Raw genomic sequence first — 19,611 nt, 5'->3', positions numbered from 1 at the left:
GATCGATGCCCTTAGCGCGGCCGGCGCACTGCGCGGACCTTGCCGCTGTTGCCGCCGCCGCAATAGAAACGCTCACCGCTGTCGGCTTCCAGGCCTGAAACATGCACGCCTTCGGGCATGTCCAGCTGCTCCAGAACCGCGCCGGACTGCGGGTCGATACGGCGTAGCTCGCTGTAGGTCGATTCCGGTTCCCAGGTGCCATGCCAGAGTTGACCTTCGACCCAAGTCACCCCGGTGACGAAACGATTTGAATCAATCGTACGGAGGATTTCGCCGGTTTCCGGGTCGATCTGATGAATCTTCCGTGCGCGGTACTCGCCGACCCAGAGCGAACCTTCCGCCCATGCCATGCCGGAATCGCCGCCATTGCCCGGCGCGGGAATGGTCGAGAGGACCTTGCCGGTGGCCGGGTCGATCTTCTGGATGCGGCTTTCGGCGATCTGGTAGAGGTGCGTGCCGTCGAAGGCGGTGCCGGCGTGGGCGGGCACTTCGATGGCACGTTCCAGGCGGCCGTCCCTCGGGTCGAGGCTTTGCAGGCGCTCGCCCACGGCGAACCAGACGCGCTGGCCATCGAAGGTCAGACCGTGGACGGTGCTGACGCCGGGGAAGGGACCGTACTCCTGCAGCACCTGCGCCGGGGATTGCTTGTAGTGGGTGGTCATGATGTTGCCCTGCACGTTGTGGGTGGGAGCCTTCAGCCTATTCAGACACCGAAGGGCGCGGGGAGTAACAAGGTCGTCGCGAAACCCGGCGTCGCTGGCAGCGTCCAGCGTCGTGCTCGGCCTTGTCCAAGCGCCTGCACCCGACCGGCTTCGGCCAGGGTTTCAAGGGCACGCTGGATACTGCGCTGGCTGGTATCCAGCGCCATTGCCAGGGCCGAACTGGACCAGGCCTGGCCATCGCTGAGCAGTGCCAGCACTTCAGCGTTGGCGTCCTCTCGCGGTGGCGCAAGGACCACCGGATTGGCGGCGACCAGCCGATAACCGCGGGGCGTCGACTCAATGCCGGCCAGGAGTTGCAGCAGGCGGCGCAAGCGGCCGATTTCCACCCGCAGGCGCGCCCGGTGGGTTTCGTCCGGGTGACGGGTGCGGAACACCCGGCCGATCAGCTCGGTGCGGGTCACATCGCCGGGCCAGGCTTCGGCCAGCGCGCGGGCCAGGGCAAACAGCACCGGGCGGCTGTTCAGCGACAGGTCGCCGATGCGGTTGCGGCAGGCGTCCACCACCAGGGCGTCGGAGTTAAGCAGGCTTTCCACTTCATCCAGCGACAGCAGGCGGGTGTGCTGCTTGTCGATCTGCCTGGCGGCCGGCGCTTCGAGCGTGCGCGCCGCCTGGTCGATCTCAGCACGCAGGGCGGGAATGCCTGAAGTGGCGGCTGCCTCGGCAGCCTTGCGCAACGCGGTCCGGGCCTCGCCCGCTTGCAATCGGCGAACGGCGATGCCGGATGCAATCAGCCAATGCACCGCGCGCAGCGGCGCCGGTAGTGATTCCGGCTGCAGTTCGGCAAGTGCTGTATGGGCCTGATCGAGCTGGCCGATCAGCAGCACGCGGCGGATCAGCAGGTAATGAGCATGGGCAGCGTTGATCCTGTCGCCATGACTGCGCAGCACCTGTGCCGCCTGCTCCAGCGGTGCCGTCGGCCAGTTCAGCTCGCGGCTGGCCAGCGCCACTTCCGCTTCGGCCACCCGGCAGCGGGCGCGCGCCATCGGCTCGTGGGCACCGAAGGTGCGGGCGGCGCGGCGCAGCAGGGTACGTGCGCGAGGGAAATCACCCAGCTGGGCCATGGCGATACCGCGCAGGGCCAGCGCCGGCGGGTCTTCGCGCAGCGCCACGCGGTTCAGTGCGCCCAGCGGGTCGCCGGCCGCGAGGGCACAGGCTGCCGCCGTGATCAGCGAATCCATGGAAATCCTGCCAACTTTGTCACTCCCGTCGGGCACGGCCCGCTGCCTAGTCTAAGCCATGCCCACCGAGCCGCCGCTGGCGGAGGAGAACTGCCATGACTGCCCATCCCACCGCTACCCGCGAAGAATGGCTGGCCGCACGCCTGGACCTGCTGGCCGAGGAAAAGGCCCTGACCCGGCGCAGTGACGAACTGGCGCGCAAGCGCCAGGCGCTGCCCTGGGTGTTGGTCGACAAGGACTACCGCTTCGACACCGAGCAGGGCCCGGCGAGCCTTGCCGACCTCTTCGCCGGCCGTTCGCAGTTGCTGGTCTACCACTTCATGTTTGGCCCGGACTACCGCGCCGGCTGCCCGTCCTGTTCGAACATCGCCGACGGCTTCGACGGCTACGCCACCCACCTGGCGAACCACGATGTGAGCCTGCTGGCGGTCTCCCGCGCGCCGCTGGAGAAGTTGCTGGCGTACCGCCGGCGCATGGGCTGGAGCTTCCCCTGGGCGTCATCCCACGGCAGCGGCTTCAACTACGACTTCAACGTGTCGTTCACCGAAGCGCAGCAACGTGGCGGGGAAGTCGACTACAACTTCCGCCGCGAAGGACCCGCCGCGGGTCCGGCGCCGGCACCCGTGGTGGAAACCGCCGCCTGCTGCGGCACTGACGTGGCAACCTTCACCCGCGACCTGCCGGGGATGAGCAGCTTCGTGCGTGAAGGCAACAACATCTATCACTGTTACTCCACTTATGCCCGTGGCCTGGACTCGCTCTGGGGCCTGTTCCAGTGGCTCGACCGCGCGCCGCTGGGGCGCAACGAGCAGGGCATCTGGTGGCGCCGTCACGACGAGTACTGAGCCTCACACCGCCTTGCGGTAGTCCGGCCGCCGCTTCGCCAGCAGCACTGCCGCCAGGTCGAGCGCGGAGCACAGCAGGAAGTAGAGCAGGGCGACGAACAGGAAGACTTCCGTGGGGTGGACCATCACCCGGTTGCTCACCTGGGTGGCGACGAAGGACAGCTCGCCAACCCCGATCACGTAGGCCAGGGATGTGTCCTTGATCAGCGAGACCCACTGATTGAGGAACGACGGCAGCATGATCGGCAGTGCCTGCGGCAGAATCACCAGGGTGAGCACTTGCCATGGACGCAGGCCCAGCGCGCGGGCGGCGTCCCACTGGCCCTTGGGCAGGCTTTCGATGCCGGCGTGCACCGAGTGCGCCAGATAGGCGCCGCCGATCAGCGACAGCGCGCAGACCACCGTACCCAGCGCCGGCACGTCGAAGTGGAAGACGATGGGCAGCAGGAAGTAGGTCCAGAAGATCAGCATCAGCACCGGGATCGCGCGGAAGAAGCCGAGAAAGGCCACCAGCAGCAGGCGCGGTTTGCCGCGCAGCACTGACAAGGCAATGCCCAGCGCAAGACCGATGACCGCGGAGACGATGCCGGAGGCCAGCGCAAGCAGGATGGTCAGCGCGGCGCCGCCCAGCGGGCCGTCCGGGTAGGCGCCGACGAGGAAGTAGGCGAGGTTGTCCTGAATGACGGAGAAGTCCATGTCAGGCTCCCTGGCGGTAGCGGCGGGTTTGCTGCAGCGCCTGGCCCAGCGCCTCGATCAGCGCGATGGCGCCGATGTACAGCAGGGTGGCGATGCCGAAGGCCTGGAAGGTCTTGAAGGTCTGCGTTTCCACCTGGCGCGACGCGTAGGAAAGCTCCGCCAGCCCGATGGCCATGGCCAGCGAGGAGTTCTTCAGTGCGTTCATGTATTGCCCCATCAGCGGCGGCAGTGCGGTACGCAGCGCTTGCGGCAGGATTACCCAACGCCACACCTGGAGCGGACGCAGGCCCAACGCCATGCCGGCTTCACGCTGCTGCGCGCTGACCGAGGCGATGCCGGCGCGGAACTCCTCGGCAATGAACGCCGTGGTGTAGAGCGTCAGGCCCCAGGCAGCGGCGAGGAATTCGAACGACGGCCACGCCAGCCAGCCCAGCTCATGGGGTGTGTTCAGCCAGAACACGAAGTCCTCCGGCAGCAGTGCCGGCACGCCGAAGTACCAGAAGAACAGCTGCACAAGCAGCGGCGTATTACGCAGCAGCGCGAGGTACGCCCGCGCGGGCCACGCCAGCCAGCGCGACTTCGCCTGCCGGGCAATGGCCAGCGGCGCGCCGAGCAGGGTGGCGACCACACAGCAGAACAGGGAAATACCGAGGGTGAGCAGGAAACCGTCGAGCAGCCAGCTCAGGTAGGTCGGGGCGAGCAGTTCGCCGAACATCGTCAGAGTCCATCAGAAGGCGGGAAAGGCAACGCCCCACGGGTGTGGGGCGTGCGGTGATGCGGTGCGCGGGGCGGGGGTCAGCTCTTGTCGCCGATCTTGTACAGGCGCGCCAGGGGCGTCCTGGTGGTCGGGCCGAACCAGGTGTCGTAGATCTTCTGCGCCTGCCCGTTGGCTTCCAGCTCGGTAAGGCTCTGGTTGACGAACTCGCCCAGGGCGTTCTCACCCTTGGGAATGCCGACGCCGATCAGGTCATTGGAGATGGTGAAGGGCGGCACTTCATACTTGTCCTTGTCCGGCACGTTGGCCAGTAGGCCGATCAGCTTCGGGCCGTCCTGGGTGATGGCCTGGACCTGGCCATTGCGCAGGGCGGTGAAGGCGAAGGGCGTGTCGTCGTAGGCGATGACCTTGGCGCCGGGGAATTTCTCCCGCAGCACGCCTTCGTTGACCGTTCCCTTGTCGACGCCGACGCGCCACTGGTTCAGGTCTTCCGGCGACTTCAGGCTGCCCTTGCGCACGATGAACTGCTGTCCGGAGGCGAAATAGGGGATGCTGAAATCCACCTGTTCGGCGCGCTCGGGGGTGATGGTGAAGTTGGCCAGCACCAGGTCGACCTTGTTCGCGGTCAGCAGCGGGATGCGGTTGGCGGGGTTGGTCGGCAGGACCTGCAGCCTGACGCCGAGCTTGTCGGCCAGCGCCTTGGCGTAATCCACGTCGAGGCCCTCGATCTGCTTGCTCTTGCCATCGACGAAGCCGAACGGCGGGTTGCTGTCGAATGCGGCGACGCGCAGCACACCGGCCTTTCTGATGTCTTCCAGGCGGTCGGCGTGGGCCAGTCCGGAGAGGACGGCCAGGGCGAGGGCGGTAACGGCAGTAAGTTTCTTCATGAACATCCAGCTCCTTCTCGGGCCCCGTTCGTGCGACGGGTTCCCGTGATGATCGAGTGCGGGCCTTCGAGGGTGGGAAGGCCCGTTCCAGAGCGGCGGGGATGGCCCGCCGGCGAGGCCGAGTGTGGCAGCGCGGCGGTGGCGCGGAGAAGGAATGAATTGGTCTAGCTCATAACCGGAAGAAATATAAAGTAACCGGTTAGATAACTATTTTGCAGCAAATCACCGGCTACAACCCCGCTCCTGCAATCAGGGTGCCCAGCGCGCTGCGCTGATATCCACGGCGCGAGGCAGGATGCGCTCGGCGAGGAACAGGTCGGCGGTGTGCTGTTGCGCGGCAATATCCGCATCACCCACAGGTTGAATGGGCGAGGGCGGACGGTGCCTGAAGGTTTCCTCGATCACCGCCGGCGCCAGCCCGGTCACGCGCGCCATGATCGCCAGGCTGCCGGCTTCGTCGCTGCGGGTCAGGGCTTCGGCCTCGTTGAGAGCGTCCAGTACCTGGTGAATGAACGACGGGTTGGCGCCCGCGTATTCCCGGCTGGACAGGTAGAATGGCCCGCTCAGGCCCACCGCCGAACCGTCCGCCAGCAAGCGCGCATGGCCGTCCAGCAGCAGCGCCGAATACCAGGGGTCCCAGATCGCCCAGGCATCCACCCGGCCGCTCTCGAACGCGGCGCGGGCATCGGCCGGCGTCAGGTACAGCGGCTGGATGTCTTTCAGGCTCAGGCCTTCCTTCTGCAGCAGGCGCAGCAGCAGGTTGTGCGAGCTGGAGCCCTTCTGGAATGCCACGCGCTTGCCCTTCAGTTCGGCGGCGCTGCGGATCGGGCTGTCCCTGGGCACCACCACGGTTTCAGCCTGCGGCTTGGGCGGCTCGACCCCGACGTAGAGCAGGTCGGCTCCGGCGGCCTGGGCGAAGATCGGCGGGATGTCGCCGGTGGAGCCGATATCCAGGCTGCCGACGTTCAGCGCTTCGAGCATCTGCGGCCCGGCGGGGAATTCGATCCACTGGACCTGCGTCTGCGGGAAACGCTTCTCCAGCAGGCCGTGCTCCTTGGCCAGCACCAGGCTGACCGAGGCCTTCTGGTAGCCGATGCGCAGGTGCGCCGGGTCCTGCGCCTGGGCGGTGCCAGCCACGAGCAGCAGTAATCCGGCGAGCAGTCGATTGAGCAGTCTCACAGGCTTATTCCTTCCAGTCGTGGGAGGGTTTTTCCCAGAGGTTGATCCCGCCTTCCACGGCATGACGATCGATCTCCGCCAACTCCTCGCTGCTGAACACGAGGTTATCCAGCGCGGCGACGTTCTCGACGATCTGCTCCGGCCGGCTCGCACCAATCAGCGCAGAGGTTACGCGGGCGTCGCGCAGCACCCAGGCCAGCGCCAGTTGCGCCAGGCTCTGGCCACGGCGCCGGGCGATTTCGTTCAGCGCGCGGGCGCGGCGCAGGTTGTCCTCGGACAGGTGGTCCGGCCGCAGCGAGGCACCGCCCGGCTGGTTGACCCGCGCATCGGCCGGTACGCCGTTCAGGTAACGATCGGTGAGCAGCCCCTGGGCCAGCGGTGTAAAGGCGATGACGCCCGCGCCCAGCTCGTCGGTGGCGGCCAGCAGGTCCTTTTCCACCCAGCGGTTGAACAGGTTGTAGGCCGGCTGGTGGATCAGCAGTGGCACTTTCAAGTCGTTCAGCAGCGCGGCGAGCTCGGCGGTCTTGCCGGCGGAATAGGACGAGATGCCCACGTACAGCGCCTTGCCTTGCTGCACGGCACTGGCCAGCGCGCCGGCGGTTTCCTCCAGCGGCGTGTCCGGGTCGAAACGGTGCGAGTAGAAGATGTCCACGTAGTCCACGCCCAGGCGCCTGAGACTCTGGTCGAGGCTGGAGAGCAGGTACTTGCGCGAACTGCCGCCCTGGCCGTAAGGGCCGGGCCACATGTCCCAGCCGGCCTTGGTGGAGATCACCAGTTCGTCGCGGTAGGCGGCGAAGTCTTCGCGCAACAGGCGGCCGAAGTTGATCTCGGCGCTGCCGTAGGGCGGGCCGTAGTTGTTGGCCAGGTCGAAGTGGTTGATGCCCAGGTCGAAGGCGGTGCGCAGCAGGGCGCGCTGGCGGTCCAGCGGCACGCTGTCGCCGAAGTTGTGCCACAGGCCTAGGGAAAGAGCGGGCAGCACCAGGCCGCTGCGGCCGACACGGCGGTAAGGGACGCGCTGGTAGCGGTCGGGGTGGGCGAGATAGGTCATGGGGACTCCTGTGGGGACGGGCCGCAGCCAGTGCGGCCCGTGGATCGTCAGAGGGTGTAGCGGTTGGCCGGGCGCTTGAGCCCGAGATGCTCGCGCAGGGTGCTGCCGCTGTACTCGCGGCGGAACAGCCCGCGTCGTTGCAGTTCCGGGACGACATGGTTGGCCACGTCTTCCAGCCCGCCGGGCAGGTGCGGCACCAGGACGTTGAAGCCGTCGGCGGCGCCACCTTCGAACCAGGCCTGGAGCTCGTCGGCGATCTGCGCCGGCGTGCCGATCAGGCTGTAGTGCCCGCGTCCGCCGGCGATGCGCCGGCCCAGCTGGGCGAGCGTTAGATTCTCGCGCCCGGCCAGTTCGGTGAGCAGCAGCTGGCGGCTGCGCTGGCCGCTGTCGGTGAGCGGTAGCTCAGGCAGCGGGCCGTCCAGCGGGTAGGCGGAGAGGTCGAAGTTGCCAAGCATGCGTGACAGCAGCGCGACGCCGACCTGCGGCTCCACCAGCTCCTGGAATGCCTCGAACTTCTCCTGCGCCTCGGCCTGGCTCTGGCCGACCACCACGAACACGCCGGGCATGATGCGCAGGTCATCCGCGCTGCGACCGAAACGTGGCAGGCGACCCTTGAGGTCGTTGTAGAAATCGCGGGCGGCGGCCAGTGAGGTCTGCGCGGTGAACACCACTTCGGCGGTCTGCGCGGCCAGCTCGCGTCCGGTCTCGGAACTGCCGGCCTGGACGATCACCGGGCGGCCCTGGGGCGAGCGCGCGACGTTCAGCGGGCCCTGTACGCGGAAGTTTTCGCCCTCGTGGTTCAGCACATGCAGCTTGGCCGGGTCGTAGTACTGGCCGCTGGCCTTGTCGCGGGTGAAAGCGTCGTCTTCCCAGCTGTCCCACAGGCCGGTGACCACTTCGTGGAATTCCCGCGCGCGGGCATAGCGCTCGGCGTGGCCGAAGTGTTCCTGGCGGTTGAAGTTCAGCGCCTCGGCGGCCGCGTCGGAGGTCACCAGGTTCCAGCCGGCGCGGCCTTCGGAGAGATGGTCGAGCGAGGCGAACTTGCGCGCCACGTGGTACGGCTCGTTGTAGCTGGTGGTCACGGTGCCCACCAGGCCGATGCGCTCGGTCACCGCCGCCAGCGCCGAGAGCAGGGTCAGCGGCTCGAAGTGATCGGAGCGCGCCATGCGGCTGGCGATGTCGCCAGTGGGCGCGGCCACGCTGTCGGCAACGAAGAGCGCGTCGAATTTCGCCGCTTCGGCCACCTGCGCCAGGCGCTTGTAGAGGCGGAAGTCGAGGCCGCCGTTGGCCGGCACGTCCGGGTGGCGCCACGCCGAGACGTGGTGACCGGTGGCCATGAGAAAGGCGCCAAGGGAAAGGGTGCGTGTCATGTGAGGTTTTCCTGTGTGTCCGTCGGGAGGGACGCAAGGCGGCGTGGGTGTTGTTGTCGACGGCGCCGGGGCGAGCCGGCGCCGCGAGTTGCTCAGCCTGGGTGGCGATCAGAAATCCTTGCGCAACTCGACGCCGAAATAGCGGCCGTCGTCGCGCGGCACCATGCGGTAGACGTAGCTGCCGCCCGTGGCCAGCAGGGGCGAATAGGACTTGTCGGTGAGGTTCTTGCCCAGCAGGGCGACGCGCCAGCCGTCGTTGTAGTCGGCCAGGGCGATGCTGGCGCCCCACAGGCCGTAGGCGCCCTGGATGGTGTCGGGGTTCTGGCTGAGGTCGTACTGCACCTTGTCCTGCCAGCTGTAGTCGGTGCCGAGCTCCACATCCAGGCCGTTGTCCAGCGGGATGCTGTAGTCGGCGCGCACGTAGCTCTTCCAGTCCGGCGAGAAGGGCAGCGGTTTGCCGTCGACGTTGCAGGCCGCCGCGGCGCCCGCCGGGCAGGCGAAGCTGTCGATGCGCGCCTTGGTGTAGGCAACGGCACCGGAGACCTTCAGTTGGCGGGTGGCCTGGTAGCTGAAGTCCAGCTCGGCGCCCTCGGACTTCACCTTGCCGGCGTTGATCAGGCGGGTCACCACCTGGCCTGCGACGGTGTCGTAGAAGTTCGCCTGGTAGTTGTCGTAGACGGTGTGGAAGACCGCGAGGTTGGCGGTCAGGCGGTTGTCCAGCGCGGTGGCCTTCAGGCCCGCTTCCCAGGAGTTGGAGGTCTCCGGCTTGAGCGCCTCGGTGTCGCGCGGCTGCATGTTGAAGAACACGTTGTAGGCCGGGCCCTTGTAGCCGCGCGAGTAGGTCAGGTAGCTGGTGAGCTGGTCGCTGAGGTCGTACTGAAGGCCGAGGCGGCCGGACCAGCCGTCTTCATCGGTGGAGCCGGAGCTGGACGTGGACGGCTGGATGCCGGTCACCGCCGTGGCCGAGGTGGATCGGCGGCGATGGTCGTATTCCAGATCATCGTGGGTGTAGCGCAGGCCCGCGATGCCACGGAAGTCATCGGTGAAGTTCAGCGTGCTCTCGCCGAACACCGCGTAAGTGTCGCTGCGCGTGCTGTAGTCGGCCACGCCGGTGTTCTGCGCGGTGGTGGAGGTCACCACGCGGCGGTAGGTCTCATCGTCCACGGCGTGCATGTAGTACAGGCCGCCGACGTACTCGAGGAACTCGCCTTTGGGCGAGGCCAGGCGCAGTTCCTGGGAATACTGGTCGTAGTTCAGCTCGCCCTTGTCGTGGGAGCTGGGGATGCTCGCGGTGACCTGGGAAAGACGATCGCCATCCTGCCACTGGGTGTTGTCCCAGCCGCGCCAGGCGCTGATGGAGGTCAGGGTGTAGTCGCCCAGGTTCCAGTCCAGTTGCGCCGACAGGCCCTTGTTGGTGTCGTCGACGTGGGTGCGGTAGTCGCTGTTGATCTTGCGGTTGTCGCTGTCCGCCGTCACCGGGCGCAGGGCATTGGCGAAGGCCGCGCTCGAAGTGCTGGTGATGACGCCGCTCGGGCTGTCGTCGTTGCCCTTCATGTAGTCGGCGATCAGGGTGACCTTGAGGTCGTCGTTCGGGGTGATCTCGAACTTCGTGCGCGCGCCGGCGCGGTTGTAGCCATTTACTTCGTGGCCGTTGTAGACGTTGTCCACGTTGCCCTCGTAGCTGCCCAGCAGGGTGGTGACGCTGGCCTTGAGCTTGCCGGGGATCAGCGTGCCGCCGATACCGAAGCGGGTGCGGTTCTCGTTGCCGCCGCCAAAATGCGAGTAGTCGATGTAGCCGGTGGTTTCGTCCGGCACCTCGCGGGTGACCACGTTGAGCACGCCGGCCGACGCGTTCTTGCCGAACAGCGTGCCCTGCGGGCCGCGCAGCACTTCGATGCGCTCGACGTCGAGCAGGTCCAGGGTCGCCTGGCCGGGGCGGCCGAGTACCACGCCGTCGATCACCGTCGACACGCTCGGCTCGACGCCGGGGGAGGTGGAGATGGTGCCCACGCCGCGGACGAACAGCGAGGTGTCCTTGTTCGAGGCACCGGTGCGGAAGTTCAGGGTCGGTACCTGCTGGACAATACTCGACACGTTGTTGCGGTTGTCGCGTTCCAGTTGCTCGCCATCGATCACCGAGACGGCCACCGGCACCTTCTGCAGCGATTCTTCGCGGCGGGTCGCGGTGACGGTAACGGCTTTCAATGTCGGCGCCGAATCAGCGGACTGGTTGTCGCCATGGCTGGTTTCGGCTGCCTGCACGCTGCAGGCCAGAGCGCCGATCACGCTGGCGATGCCCAGCGCCAGTGCGCTGCGCCGGCCGGTGAATTGTGGACGGCCGAGCGTCCCCCGTTGTTGCGATTGCATAGCCACTCCTTCGTGCCCTGGTCCGCCCTCGGTTCTCTTTGCCGGGGCGCCTGTTTCTGCGGGACTGTCACGAGCGCTCGCTCGTGCGAGTGGCTGGAATCGTTGCGGACAGTTGGTGTTGTTAGCGCTAACATCGACGAGTATCCTGAATCGCCTGATAGATCGTCAAATAATTAAAAATTACGTTTATATTCCTGTAGTGTCGTTTTCGCACCCAGCAGCAGGAGAGCCGCGTTGGCCAACCAGACACCCCGTAAGCGCCGTGGCGCAGGACGCGTGACGCTGACTGCAGTCGCCGAGCGCGCCGGCGTTTCCGCTATCAGCGTGTCGCGCTATTTCAACCAGCCGGCGCAATTGTCGGATGACCTGCGCGAGCGGATCGGCGCTGCGGTGGAGGCGTTGGGCTACGTGCCCAACCAGGTGGCTGGCGGATTGGCTTCGGCGCGGGGCAGGGTAGTGGGGATGGTGGTGCCGAACATTTCCGGGCCGATCTTCGCCGATACCATCCAGGCCTTCAGCGACACCCTGGCGACCCACGGCTATCAGCTTTTGCTGGCCTCCAGCTACTTCTCCGAGGACAAGGAAGAAAGCGCCGTGCGCGCCTTCCTCGGCTGGAACCCGGCGGCGCTGGTGCTCACCAGCCACTTCCACAGCGCCGCCACCGAGAAGCTGATTGCCGGCGCGGACATGCCCGTCGTGGAGGTCTGGGACTATCAGCCCGCGCGCGCACCTATCCAGGTCGGGTTTTCTCATTATCAGGTCGGGGTGGATGCGGTGCGCCATCTGCACGGCAAGGGTTATCGACGCATCGCTTTCGTGCAGAACAGCGCGCCCGGTGACTTCAGCGCCCTGGACCGTCGCGACGGCTACGCTGACACCCTGCGCGAACTGGGGGGAGAGCCGTGGATGTTCGTGCCCACCGAAAGCGCGCCCTTCGAAGCCGGGCGGCAGGCCATGGAGGCGCTGATGGCGCGGGGGGCGCAGCGGCCGGAGGCGATCATCTTCGCCAACGATAACCTCGCCGCCGGCGGCCTGCTTGCAGGCCAGCGCGCCGGGCTGAGAATTCCCGAGGATTGCGCGGTGCTGGGTTTTGGCGACTACCCCTTCGCGCCGATGCTGCTGCCGAGCCTGTCCACCATCAAACCACCGGCCCGCGAGATCGGCGAGATCGCCGCGCTGCGCGTGCTGCAGTCGATTGGCGTGGTGCCGCTGGAAGGCGCGGTGGAACGGTTGAACCTGCTCAGCTGCCGGGTACTGGAACGCGAAAGCGGTTGAAAAGCACCTTGGCAGGAGCGCTTGTCCATTATTTTGCCAGCAGCTCGATCACTTCCTGATCGCTCAGCTGATGGAAGTCGCGGTAATGGTCACCCACCGCGCGGAACGGCGATGGGGTATCCAGACACACCAGCGCATCCACCTCCTCACGCAGCTTCTGCACGGTTTCCGCCGGGCCGACCGGTACGGCCAGCACCACCTTGTGCGGGTGCTGCGCACGCAGGCACTTGAGCGCGGCGCGCATGCTGCTGCCGGTGGCGAGGCCGTCGTCGACCACGATCAGGTCGCGGTCCTCCAGTTGTGCCGGGGCCTTCACGCCGCGGTAGAGCACGCGGCGACGCTCCAGTTCGCGGATCTGCTCCAGCACCTGCTGCTCGAACCACTCCGGCGGCGGGTCGAAGCGCTCGATCATCTGCTCGTCCACCACCCAGTTCGGCTCGGGGCCATCGACGATGGCGCCGAGAGCGAACTCCTCGTTGCCCGGTGCGCCGATCTTGCGCACCAGCAGCACGTCCAGCGGGGCGCCGAGGATGCGGGCGATTTCCTTGGCAACCGGCACGCCGCCACGGGGCAGGGCGAGGATCAGCGGGGCGACCAGAGGCATGTCGCGCAGGACCATCGCCAGGGCGATTCCGGCGTGACGACGGTTGGTGTAGCGCGGACTGGGCATCTGAACCTCCTTTCGCGAGTCACAGCAGCTTGTCCAGGGTGATGGGCAGCTCGCGGATGCGTTTACCGGTTGCATGGTAGACGGCGTTGGCGACCGCTGCCGCCACGCCGACGATGCCGATCTCGCCAACGCCTTTGGAGCCCAGCGGGTTGACCACGGGGTCCGGCTCGTCGACGAACAGCACGCGGATATCGCCGATATCCGCCTGCACCGGGAGGTGGTATTCGGCGAGGTTGTGGTTCATGAAACGGCCCAGCCGGTGGTCCATCAGGCTGGCCTCGTGCAGCGCCATGCTCACGCCCCAGATCACGCCGCCGATAATCTGGCTGCGCGCGGTCTTCGGGTTGACCACCCGGCCTGCTGCGATGGCGCTGACCACCCGGCGCACGCGCACCGTACCCAGCGCCTCGTCCACCGCGACCTCGACAAACACCGCCGAGTGGGTAGCCGTGGCGTAGCGCTGACGCAGGGCAGATGGGTGAGCGGTGGCGCTGGCCCGCAGGCTGCCGTAGCGCTGGAACAGCTCAACGAAGCCCACCCGGTGTTCCGCAGTCTTCGCCTGGAGTCGGCCGTCACTGCATTGCACCTGATCGTCTGAGAAATGCTGGAAGGGGCTGGAAGGCAGCTGTCGCGCCGCATCCAGCAGGTTCTGCCGCAGTGCCAGGCAGGCTTCGCGCACCGCGCTGCCCACCGACGAGACGGTAAAGGAACCGCCTTGCAATGGGGCCTTCGGCAGGGAGGAGTCGCCCAGCACGAAGCGCACCTTTTCCGGGGGCAGGCCAAGGGCCTCGGCGGCGATCTGGGTCATGGCGGTGTAGGTGCCGGTACCGATATCGGTGGTGGCGCTGGCGACCACCACGCTGCCGTCGACTGCCAGAGCTGCGCTGGCGCTGGCGGGCATCTGCAACGCCTCCCAGACGCCGGTGGCCATGCCGAGGCCGATGCGCTGGTCGCCTTCGCGCAAGGTGCCGGGTTCGGGCATTTGCGTCGGCCAGCCGAACTGTCGCGCACCCTCGCTGTAGCAGTCGCGCAGTGCCTTGCTGGAGTATGGCTTGCCGAGATTCTGGTTGGTGTCGGTGAAGTTGATCAGGCGCAGGTGCAGCGGATTGATTCCGGCGGCCCAGGCCAGTTCGTCCATTGCGCACTCCAGCGCATGGACCCCTTCGGCAGCGCCGGGCGCGCGCATGTCCAGCGGCGTATAGACGTCCAGCGGCACCAGTCGATAAGTGAGGCGAACGTTGTCGCAGCGATAGAGCATCCCCGACCACTGCGCGACGTGGGCGGTGAACTGCTCGAAGCGCGAGGTCTGCCCCGTTACCTGATGCACCAGGCCGAGCAGTCGTCCGGTTTCGTCGGCGCCCAGCGTCAGGCGCTGCACGGTGCGCGGACGATAGCCGAAGGTGAACTGTTGCTGGCGGGTCAGCACGACACGTACCGAGCGTTTGAGCTTGATAGCTGCCATGGCCGCCAGCGGCAACTGGTACTGCGGGCGCAAGCCCGAACCGAATGCCCCACCGACGAAGGCTGCCTGCACCCGTACCCGCGAAGGCTCGAGCTTGAGAATCTGGCACAGGTAGCTCTGGCTGTTCTGCGCGCCCTGGGTCTTGTCGTGGACCAGCAGACTGCCGTCACTCTGGAAAATCACCGTGGAAGCGTGAGGTTCCATGGGGTTGTGGTGCTCCACCGGCAGCTCGTACTCGGCCTCGATACGTACCGGAGCGCTGCACAACGCGCCATCGGCGTCGCCGCGCGGGCCGGGTGGTTCGGCGGGCGCGGGAATGGCCTCCGCCTGGTTCTTGCGCAGGTCGGTGGAGTGTGGCCGCGACTCGTACTCGACCCGCACCAGCGCAGCGGCGTGACGCGCGGTTTCCAGGTCATCGGCAATCACCAGTGCCACCGGCTGGCCGTTGTACAGCACGCGATCGTTGAACAGCGGGCGGAAGGACGAACCGTCGGCGGAGTCCTGGTCTTCATAGCTGTCGTCATCGGCGGCCAGCGGCGGCCGGTTCAGGTGCGTCATCACCCAGTGCACGCCGGGGATGGCGCTGGCGGCATTGCTGTCGATGGCGAGGATACGGCCAAGGGTGATGCTGCTGCTGACTACCGCACCATGCAGCAGGCCCTCGGCGCGGTACTCGGCGGCATAGCGCGCTCCGCCGGTGACTTTCAGCGGGCCGTCGATGCGGTCCAGCGGCGTACCGATGGCCGCGGGCAGTTGGCTGTTCATCGCGCACCTCCTGCCGCCTGTTGCAGCGCGCGGACGATACTGCGCCGGGCCAGTTCCACCTTGAAAGCGTTGTTGCTCAGCGGTTTGGCGTTGCGCAGAAAGTGCTCGGCGCAACGCTGGAAGTGTACCGTTTCGGGAGCGCTACCCAGCAACAGCTCTTCCGCCTCGGCATCGCGCCAGGGTTTGTGCGCCACGCCGCCCAGGGCGATGTTGACCTGGGCGATGCGCCCTCCGCCGTCGAGCAGGAGGCCGACCGCCACCGACACCAGGGCGAATGCGTAGGAAGCACGATCACGCACCTTGAGGTAGGCGCAGTGCTGCGGGAAGCCTTCGCCAGGCAGTTCGACGCCCAGCACCAGTTCGTCGTCGGCAAGGATGTTGTCCTCCTGCGGGCGGCTGCCGGGCAGGCGGTGGAACTGCTCGAAGGACAGGCGGCGTTGCGCCTGCGGGCCGCGCACGTGGACCACGGCATTCAGCGCGGCCAGTGCCACACACAGGTCGGAGGGATGCACTGCCACGCAGTACTCGCTGGCGCCGAGGATGGCGTGCTGGCGGTTCAGACCGTCCTTGGCCGGGCAGCCGCTGCCGGGCTCGCGTTTGTTGCAGGGTACGGCGCGGTCGTAGAAGTAGTGGCAGCGGGTGCGCTGCAGCAGGTTGCCGCCGGTACTGGCCATGTTGCGCAGCTGTGGTGAGGCGCCGGCAAGAATGGCGCGACTGATCAGGGGGTAGCGTTCGACAATCTGCGGGCTGGCGGCAAGGGTGGCGTTGTCCACCAGTGCGCCGACGTAGAGCCCTCCGGTCTTCGTATCACGAAGTTCGCGCAGGGGCAGGGCGTTGATGTCGATCAGTCGCTCCGGGCGTTCCACCTCTTCTTTCATCAGGTCCACCAGGTTGGTGCCTCCGGCGATGAAGCGGCTGCGCGGGCCGGCCAACGCCACGGCCTCGTCGATGCCGGCAGGGCGGCTGTAGGCGAAGGGGCTCATAGGTCCTCCAGGCGGCTGGCGGGCAAGGCGTCCCCGATGGCGTCGAGGATGTTCGGGTAGGCGCCGCAACGGCACAGGTTGCCGCTCATGCGTTCGCGCAGTTCATCACGATCATGGGGCGCCTGCTCCCGGGCCAGGGCGACAGCCGAACAGATCTGCCCCGGCGTGCAGTAACCGCACTGCAACGCGTCGTGGCGGATGAATGCGGCCTGCATCGGATGCAGGCGTTCGCCGTGAGCCAGGCCTTCGATGGTGGTCAGTTGGTGGCCGTCGAGCATCACCGCCAGCAGCAGGCAGGCGTTCACCCGGCGGCCGTCCAGCAGCACCGTGCAGGCGCCGCACTGGCCGTGGTCGCAGCCTTTCTTGCTGCCGGTGAGTTCGAGCTGCTCGCGGAGCAAGTCGAGGGTGGTGGTCCAGGGCAGCACTTGCAGCTGCCTTTCCTCGCCGTTGAGGGTCAGGTGAATGCTCTGTGCCGCCATGGACGGCTCGCGATTCCCAGGCATGGAGCCTCCGAAGGATGGGTGGCTTGCCTGGGCTGTGAGTGAGGGGATAGCCGATGGTTCGGAAAATCCGCCTGAGTGGTCGGTGCGCCGCCGCTCCTTCGGTTTGAACATCCGCACGCCCCGTCACTCCTAGTGGTAAGTCCTCCCAGAAGAGACGCCGATGAATACCCATGTCACCCGGCTCGCCGCACCACGCGAAATATCCGCCCAGCGTACCGTCACCTGGCATCTGACGCTGTTCATCCTGATCCTGATCGGGGCGCTGGGGGTGAGCGGGGCAGTAATGGGGCACATCGCTGCGCTGCAGGATGAGATGGCCCGTGAGCAGACGCGGTTCTACGCCGGCAAGGCGCTGCAGAACCGCATCGCCGCCTCGGAATCCCTGATCCGCACCTACGCCTTCTGGAATGACGCCTACCGGTACCTCAATCCGCCGCTCAATGCTGACTGGGCCTACCGCGAGGACAACGTCGGCCCGCTGCTGTACACCGCCAACGAGTATGAGATGGTCTGTGTGCTCAACCAGGCCGGCGAGGAGTACGTAATGCGCGACGGCCAGCCGGTGCGCAGCCACTGCACCCGCGAGATGCCGGTGAACCTCGACGAGTTGCGCGATGCCGCTACAGTGGCTGCGCGGCGTGACGCAGTGGTAACGCGTTATGTGACCCTGGGCGATCAGCCAGCCATTGCCACCGCCGCACTGGTCCGCCCCACAAGAGCCAACCCGCCGCTGGACGGCCCGTTGATGATCTTCGTTGACCGGCTCACCCCCGCCAAGCTGCAGAAGATCTCGCGGGATTTCGGCCTGATCGCGCTGCAGGTGCGCGCTGACGATGTCCGGGTCAGCGACGGCAGCGCCGTCGACCTGGGTGATTCCGGTTTCGAACTCAGCTGGCGCACCCCCACGCCCGGCAGCGACATGCTGCATCGAATGGCCGGCGTGTGGGCGGCCGTGGTGGTGCTGGTGTTCGTCTTCCTGGTCTGGCTGATCCGCGCTTCGCTGACCAACGCGCGGGTAGTCGATCACTATCAGCGCAGCCTGAAGAGCACCAATCAGGCGCTGGAAACCAGTGAACAGCGCTTCAAGGCTGTTGCCGAGGCCAGTTCCGACTGGATATGGGAAACCGACGAGAGCTTCCGGCTGACCTATCTTTCCGCGCGCTTCGAGACATTGACCGGCTACCGCATCGATGACTGGATCGGGCGGCGGATCGATGACCTGATCACCTGCGACACGACGAGCCTGGTCGCCTGGCTGGAGAAGATCCCCCAGGAAGGCCACTCCACCACGCTGACCTGCGGTTTTCGCGATGCCCACGGGCTGCGGCGCATCTGCAAGTTCACGGCGTCCGGTGCGGGCGGGCTCGGTTATCGCGGCACCAGCGCCGACATCACCCACGAGGTCGAAGCCCACGCGCGTATCCAGCACCTGTCGCTGCACGACGCCCTGACCGGGCTGCCCAACCGCGCCAAGCTCGCCAGTTTCATGGATGACCTGCTGGGCAGCGGTCGCGAGGAGCAACTGGCCGTGCTGATGCTCGACCTGGATCGCTTCAAGCCCATCAACGACACGCTAGGCCACCCGGCCGGCGATGCGGTGCTGCAGATAGTCGCCGAGCGCCTGCGCGATTCGATCCGCGGCGAGGACCTGGTGGCGCGGCTGGGCGGCGACGAGTTCGTCATCGTCGACAGCCAGTCCCAGGGGCGCGATGACGCCGAGGCTTTCTGCCGGCGCCTGGTGGCCATCATCAATCAGCCCATCGAGTACAACGGCAACCTGCTGCACATCGGCACCAGCATTGGCATCGTGCTCTCGGGCGATGCCCAGGGCGACGCCCAGAACCTGCTGCGCTGCGCGGACGTGGCGATGTACGAAGCCAAGACCGCCGGACGCAACGCCTGGCGCTTCTATTCCGAGCACATGGACCTGCAACTGAAGGCGCGCAAGCGCAGCGAGACCGAACTGCGCGAGGCCCTGCGCGAGGGCCAGCTGGAGCTGTACTACCAGCCGCGCTACCGCATCGGTGACCTGGCCATCGTCTCCGCCGAGGCGCTGCTGCGCTGGAATCACCCCTCGCGCGGGTTGGTGGGGCCGGAGGAGTTCATCAAGCTGGCCGAGGAGAGCGACCTGATCATCGATATCGGCGAATGGGTACTCGCGCAGGCTTGCCGCGAAGCGGCCGGTTGGCCGGGTTCGATGCTGGTGTCGGTGAACATCTCGCCCAGCCAGTTCACCCATGCCGACATCGTCAGTCAGGTAAAACGGGCGCTGGTGGACTCGGGACTGGCCGCCGAGCGGCTGGAACTGGAGGTCACCGAGAACACCATGCTGGGCGACGTGGAGTGCGCGCTGCTGACCATGCAGGCGCTCAAGGAACTGGGCGTGAAGCTGAACATGGACGACTTCGGCACCGGCTACTCGTCCCTGGGCTACTTGCGCGCGTACCCGTTCGACAGCATCAAGATCGACCGCCGCTTCGTTGCCACCCTCGACACGACCGGCCGCGACCGCTCCATCGTCCAGGCCATCATCGGCCTGGGCAGGGCGCTGAACCTGGCGGTCACTGCCGAGGGTGTGGAAACCGAAGATCAGCTGCGCATCCTCGAAGACGAGCAATGTGGCGAAGTGCAGGGCTTTCTGTTCAGCGAAGCGGTGGACCGGAAAAGCCTGGCTCGCCTGCTGGAGAAAACCCGGGTGGCGGCAGGTTAGGTCAGCCCAGCGCCGAGCCAGCGTGCACCGGCAGGGCAAAAAGAAGGCCCCGTCGGAAAGGGGCCAGGGGAAAGTCTGGGAAGTGTCCTTACCCTAACAGCCTGGCCTGTCGTGCCAAGCAACTTGTGGCGATAGGCCGTTTCGGTTGAGGGCATATGCCCCGTCGTGACGAAGCCGGCAGCGACGCCCCTTGTAAGAGCGGGCCATGCCCGCGAAATCGCCGACAGGCGATCTTG

Annotated in this window: 16 protein-coding genes; 3 read left to right on the top strand and 13 right to left on the bottom strand. The window is 66.7% G+C overall.

Going from position 1 to position 19,611, the window contains the following annotated elements:
* Positions 1 to 11: 11 nt before the first annotated feature.
* Together IB256_RS09255 and IB256_RS09250 are read right to left on the bottom strand one after the other, a co-directional pair.
* Positions 12 to 662, bottom strand: coding sequence for a DUF5074 domain-containing protein (locus IB256_RS09255; RefSeq protein ID WP_192295845.1), 651 nt, complete (start codon positions 660 to 662; stop codon positions 12 to 14).
* A gap of 41 nt (positions 663 to 703) precedes the next feature.
* Entirely contained in the window at positions 704 to 1,900 is a 1,197-nt protein-coding gene (locus IB256_RS09250) for a helix-turn-helix domain-containing protein (protein WP_192402255.1), read from the bottom strand.
* A gap of 95 nt (positions 1,901 to 1,995) precedes the next feature.
* Here IB256_RS09250 and IB256_RS09245 point away from each other — a divergent pair, with 95 nt between their 5' ends.
* Entirely contained in the window at positions 1,996 to 2,745 is a 750-nt protein-coding gene (locus IB256_RS09245) for a DUF899 domain-containing protein (protein WP_192402253.1), read from the top strand.
* 3 nt (positions 2,746 to 2,748) lie between these two features.
* Here the strand turns inward: IB256_RS09245 and IB256_RS09240 are convergent, their stop codons facing one another.
* The 7 genes from IB256_RS09240 to IB256_RS09210 form a co-directional block, all read right to left on the bottom strand.
* Positions 2,749 to 3,441 (bottom strand): amino acid ABC transporter permease, encoded by a 693-nt coding sequence (locus tag IB256_RS09240; RefSeq protein WP_192402251.1) that lies wholly within the window; start codon positions 3,439 to 3,441, stop codon positions 2,749 to 2,751.
* A gap of 1 nt (position 3,442) precedes the next feature.
* The gene (locus IB256_RS09235) at positions 3,443 to 4,156 is read right to left on the bottom strand and encodes an amino acid ABC transporter permease (protein WP_192295849.1); all 714 of its coding nucleotides are present in this window, start codon (positions 4,154 to 4,156) and stop codon (positions 3,443 to 3,445) included.
* A gap of 80 nt (positions 4,157 to 4,236) precedes the next feature.
* Positions 4,237 to 5,043, bottom strand: coding sequence for an ABC transporter substrate-binding protein (locus IB256_RS09230; protein WP_192295850.1), 807 nt, complete (start codon positions 5,041 to 5,043; stop codon positions 4,237 to 4,239).
* A 249-nt stretch (positions 5,044 to 5,292) separates the two neighbouring features.
* Positions 5,293 to 6,222, bottom strand: a complete 930-nt coding sequence (locus IB256_RS09225) for an aliphatic sulfonate ABC transporter substrate-binding protein (protein ID WP_192402249.1) — start codon at positions 6,220 to 6,222, stop codon at positions 5,293 to 5,295.
* A 4-nt stretch (positions 6,223 to 6,226) separates the two neighbouring features.
* A complete protein-coding gene (mgrA, locus tag IB256_RS09220) occupies positions 6,227 to 7,270 on the bottom strand; it encodes an L-glyceraldehyde 3-phosphate reductase (protein ID WP_192402247.1) in 1,044 nt (347 codons plus the stop codon).
* Positions 7,271 to 7,317: 47 nt separating this feature from the next.
* Positions 7,318 to 8,640, bottom strand: coding sequence for an LLM class flavin-dependent oxidoreductase (locus IB256_RS09215; protein WP_192402245.1), 1,323 nt, complete (start codon positions 8,638 to 8,640; stop codon positions 7,318 to 7,320).
* Positions 8,641 to 8,748: 108 nt separating this feature from the next.
* A complete protein-coding gene (locus IB256_RS09210) occupies positions 8,749 to 11,007 on the bottom strand; it encodes a TonB-dependent receptor (protein ID WP_192402243.1) in 2,259 nt (752 codons plus the stop codon).
* A gap of 234 nt (positions 11,008 to 11,241) precedes the next feature.
* Between IB256_RS09210 and IB256_RS09205 the strand changes: the two genes are divergently transcribed.
* Complete coding sequence (locus IB256_RS09205; protein WP_192295855.1) at positions 11,242 to 12,282, top strand: LacI family DNA-binding transcriptional regulator; 1,041 nt, start codon at positions 11,242 to 11,244, stop codon at positions 12,280 to 12,282.
* Between the two features lie 28 nt (positions 12,283 to 12,310).
* Here the strand turns inward: IB256_RS09205 and IB256_RS09200 are convergent, their stop codons facing one another.
* From IB256_RS09200 to IB256_RS09185, 4 genes are read right to left on the bottom strand one after another with little or no spacing between them, the layout of a single operon-like run.
* A complete protein-coding gene (locus tag IB256_RS09200; protein WP_192295856.1) occupies positions 12,311 to 12,952 on the bottom strand; it encodes a phosphoribosyltransferase in 642 nt (213 codons plus the stop codon).
* 19 nt (positions 12,953 to 12,971) lie between these two features.
* On the bottom strand, positions 12,972 to 15,179 hold the full coding sequence (locus IB256_RS09195) for a xanthine dehydrogenase family protein molybdopterin-binding subunit (RefSeq protein WP_192402241.1): 2,208 nt from the start codon (positions 15,177 to 15,179) through the stop codon (positions 12,972 to 12,974).
* On the bottom strand, positions 15,176 to 16,162 hold the full coding sequence (locus IB256_RS09190; RefSeq protein ID WP_192295858.1) for an FAD binding domain-containing protein: 987 nt from the start codon (positions 16,160 to 16,162) through the stop codon (positions 15,176 to 15,178). Before IB256_RS09190 ends, IB256_RS09195 begins: the two co-directional genes overlap by 4 nt.
* The gene (locus IB256_RS09185; protein WP_192402239.1) at positions 16,159 to 16,665 is read right to left on the bottom strand and encodes a (2Fe-2S)-binding protein; all 507 of its coding nucleotides are present in this window, start codon (positions 16,663 to 16,665) and stop codon (positions 16,159 to 16,161) included. The genes IB256_RS09190 and IB256_RS09185 overlap by 4 nt, the downstream gene beginning before the upstream one ends.
* Positions 16,666 to 16,825: 160 nt before the next feature.
* Here IB256_RS09185 and IB256_RS09180 point away from each other — a divergent pair, with 160 nt between their 5' ends.
* Positions 16,826 to 19,375 (top strand): EAL domain-containing protein, encoded by a 2,550-nt coding sequence (locus IB256_RS09180; RefSeq protein WP_192402237.1) that lies wholly within the window; start codon positions 16,826 to 16,828, stop codon positions 19,373 to 19,375.
* Positions 19,376 to 19,611: the final 236 nt, after the last annotated feature.

This window comes from Pseudomonas sp. PDM17 (assembly GCF_014851985.1).
Lineage (GTDB): Bacteria > Pseudomonadota > Gammaproteobacteria > Pseudomonadales > Pseudomonadaceae > Pseudomonas.
The sequence above is the reverse complement of the archived record's forward strand: the minus strand, read 5'-3'. Positions and strand labels throughout refer to the sequence as shown.

What these genes read in the sequence shown, in the direction of transcription:
- IB256_RS09255 (WP_192295845.1), bottom strand. Translation starts at nt 662, where the DNA reads ATGACCACCCACTACAAGCAATCCCCGGCGCAGGTGCTGCAGGAGTAC.
- IB256_RS09250 (WP_192402255.1), bottom strand. Translation starts at nt 1,900, where the DNA reads ATGGATTCGCTGATCACGGCGGCAGCCTGTGCCCTCGCGGCCGGCGAC.
- IB256_RS09245 (WP_192402253.1), top strand. Translation starts at nt 1,996, where the DNA reads ATGACTGCCCATCCCACCGCTACCCGCGAAGAATGGCTGGCCGCACGC.
- IB256_RS09240 (WP_192402251.1), bottom strand. Translation starts at nt 3,441, where the DNA reads ATGGACTTCTCCGTCATTCAGGACAACCTCGCCTACTTCCTCGTCGGC.
- IB256_RS09235 (WP_192295849.1), bottom strand. Translation starts at nt 4,156, where the DNA reads ATGTTCGGCGAACTGCTCGCCCCGACCTACCTGAGCTGGCTGCTCGAC.
- IB256_RS09230 (WP_192295850.1), bottom strand. Translation starts at nt 5,043, where the DNA reads ATGAAGAAACTTACTGCCGTTACCGCCCTCGCCCTGGCCGTCCTCTCC.
- mgrA (WP_192402247.1), bottom strand. Translation starts at nt 7,270, where the DNA reads ATGACCTATCTCGCCCACCCCGACCGCTACCAGCGCGTCCCTTACCGC.
- IB256_RS09215 (WP_192402245.1), bottom strand. Translation starts at nt 8,640, where the DNA reads ATGACACGCACCCTTTCCCTTGGCGCCTTTCTCATGGCCACCGGTCAC.
- IB256_RS09210 (WP_192402243.1), bottom strand. Translation starts at nt 11,007, where the DNA reads ATGCAATCGCAACAACGGGGGACGCTCGGCCGTCCACAATTCACCGGC.
- IB256_RS09200 (WP_192295856.1), bottom strand. Translation starts at nt 12,952, where the DNA reads ATGCCCAGTCCGCGCTACACCAACCGTCGTCACGCCGGAATCGCCCTG.
- IB256_RS09195 (WP_192402241.1), bottom strand. Translation starts at nt 15,179, where the DNA reads ATGAACAGCCAACTGCCCGCGGCCATCGGTACGCCGCTGGACCGCATC.
- IB256_RS09190 (WP_192295858.1), bottom strand. Translation starts at nt 16,162, where the DNA reads ATGAGCCCCTTCGCCTACAGCCGCCCTGCCGGCATCGACGAGGCCGTG.
- IB256_RS09185 (WP_192402239.1), bottom strand. Translation starts at nt 16,665, where the DNA reads ATGCCTGGGAATCGCGAGCCGTCCATGGCGGCACAGAGCATTCACCTG.
- IB256_RS09180 (WP_192402237.1), top strand. Translation starts at nt 16,826, where the DNA reads ATGAATACCCATGTCACCCGGCTCGCCGCACCACGCGAAATATCCGCC.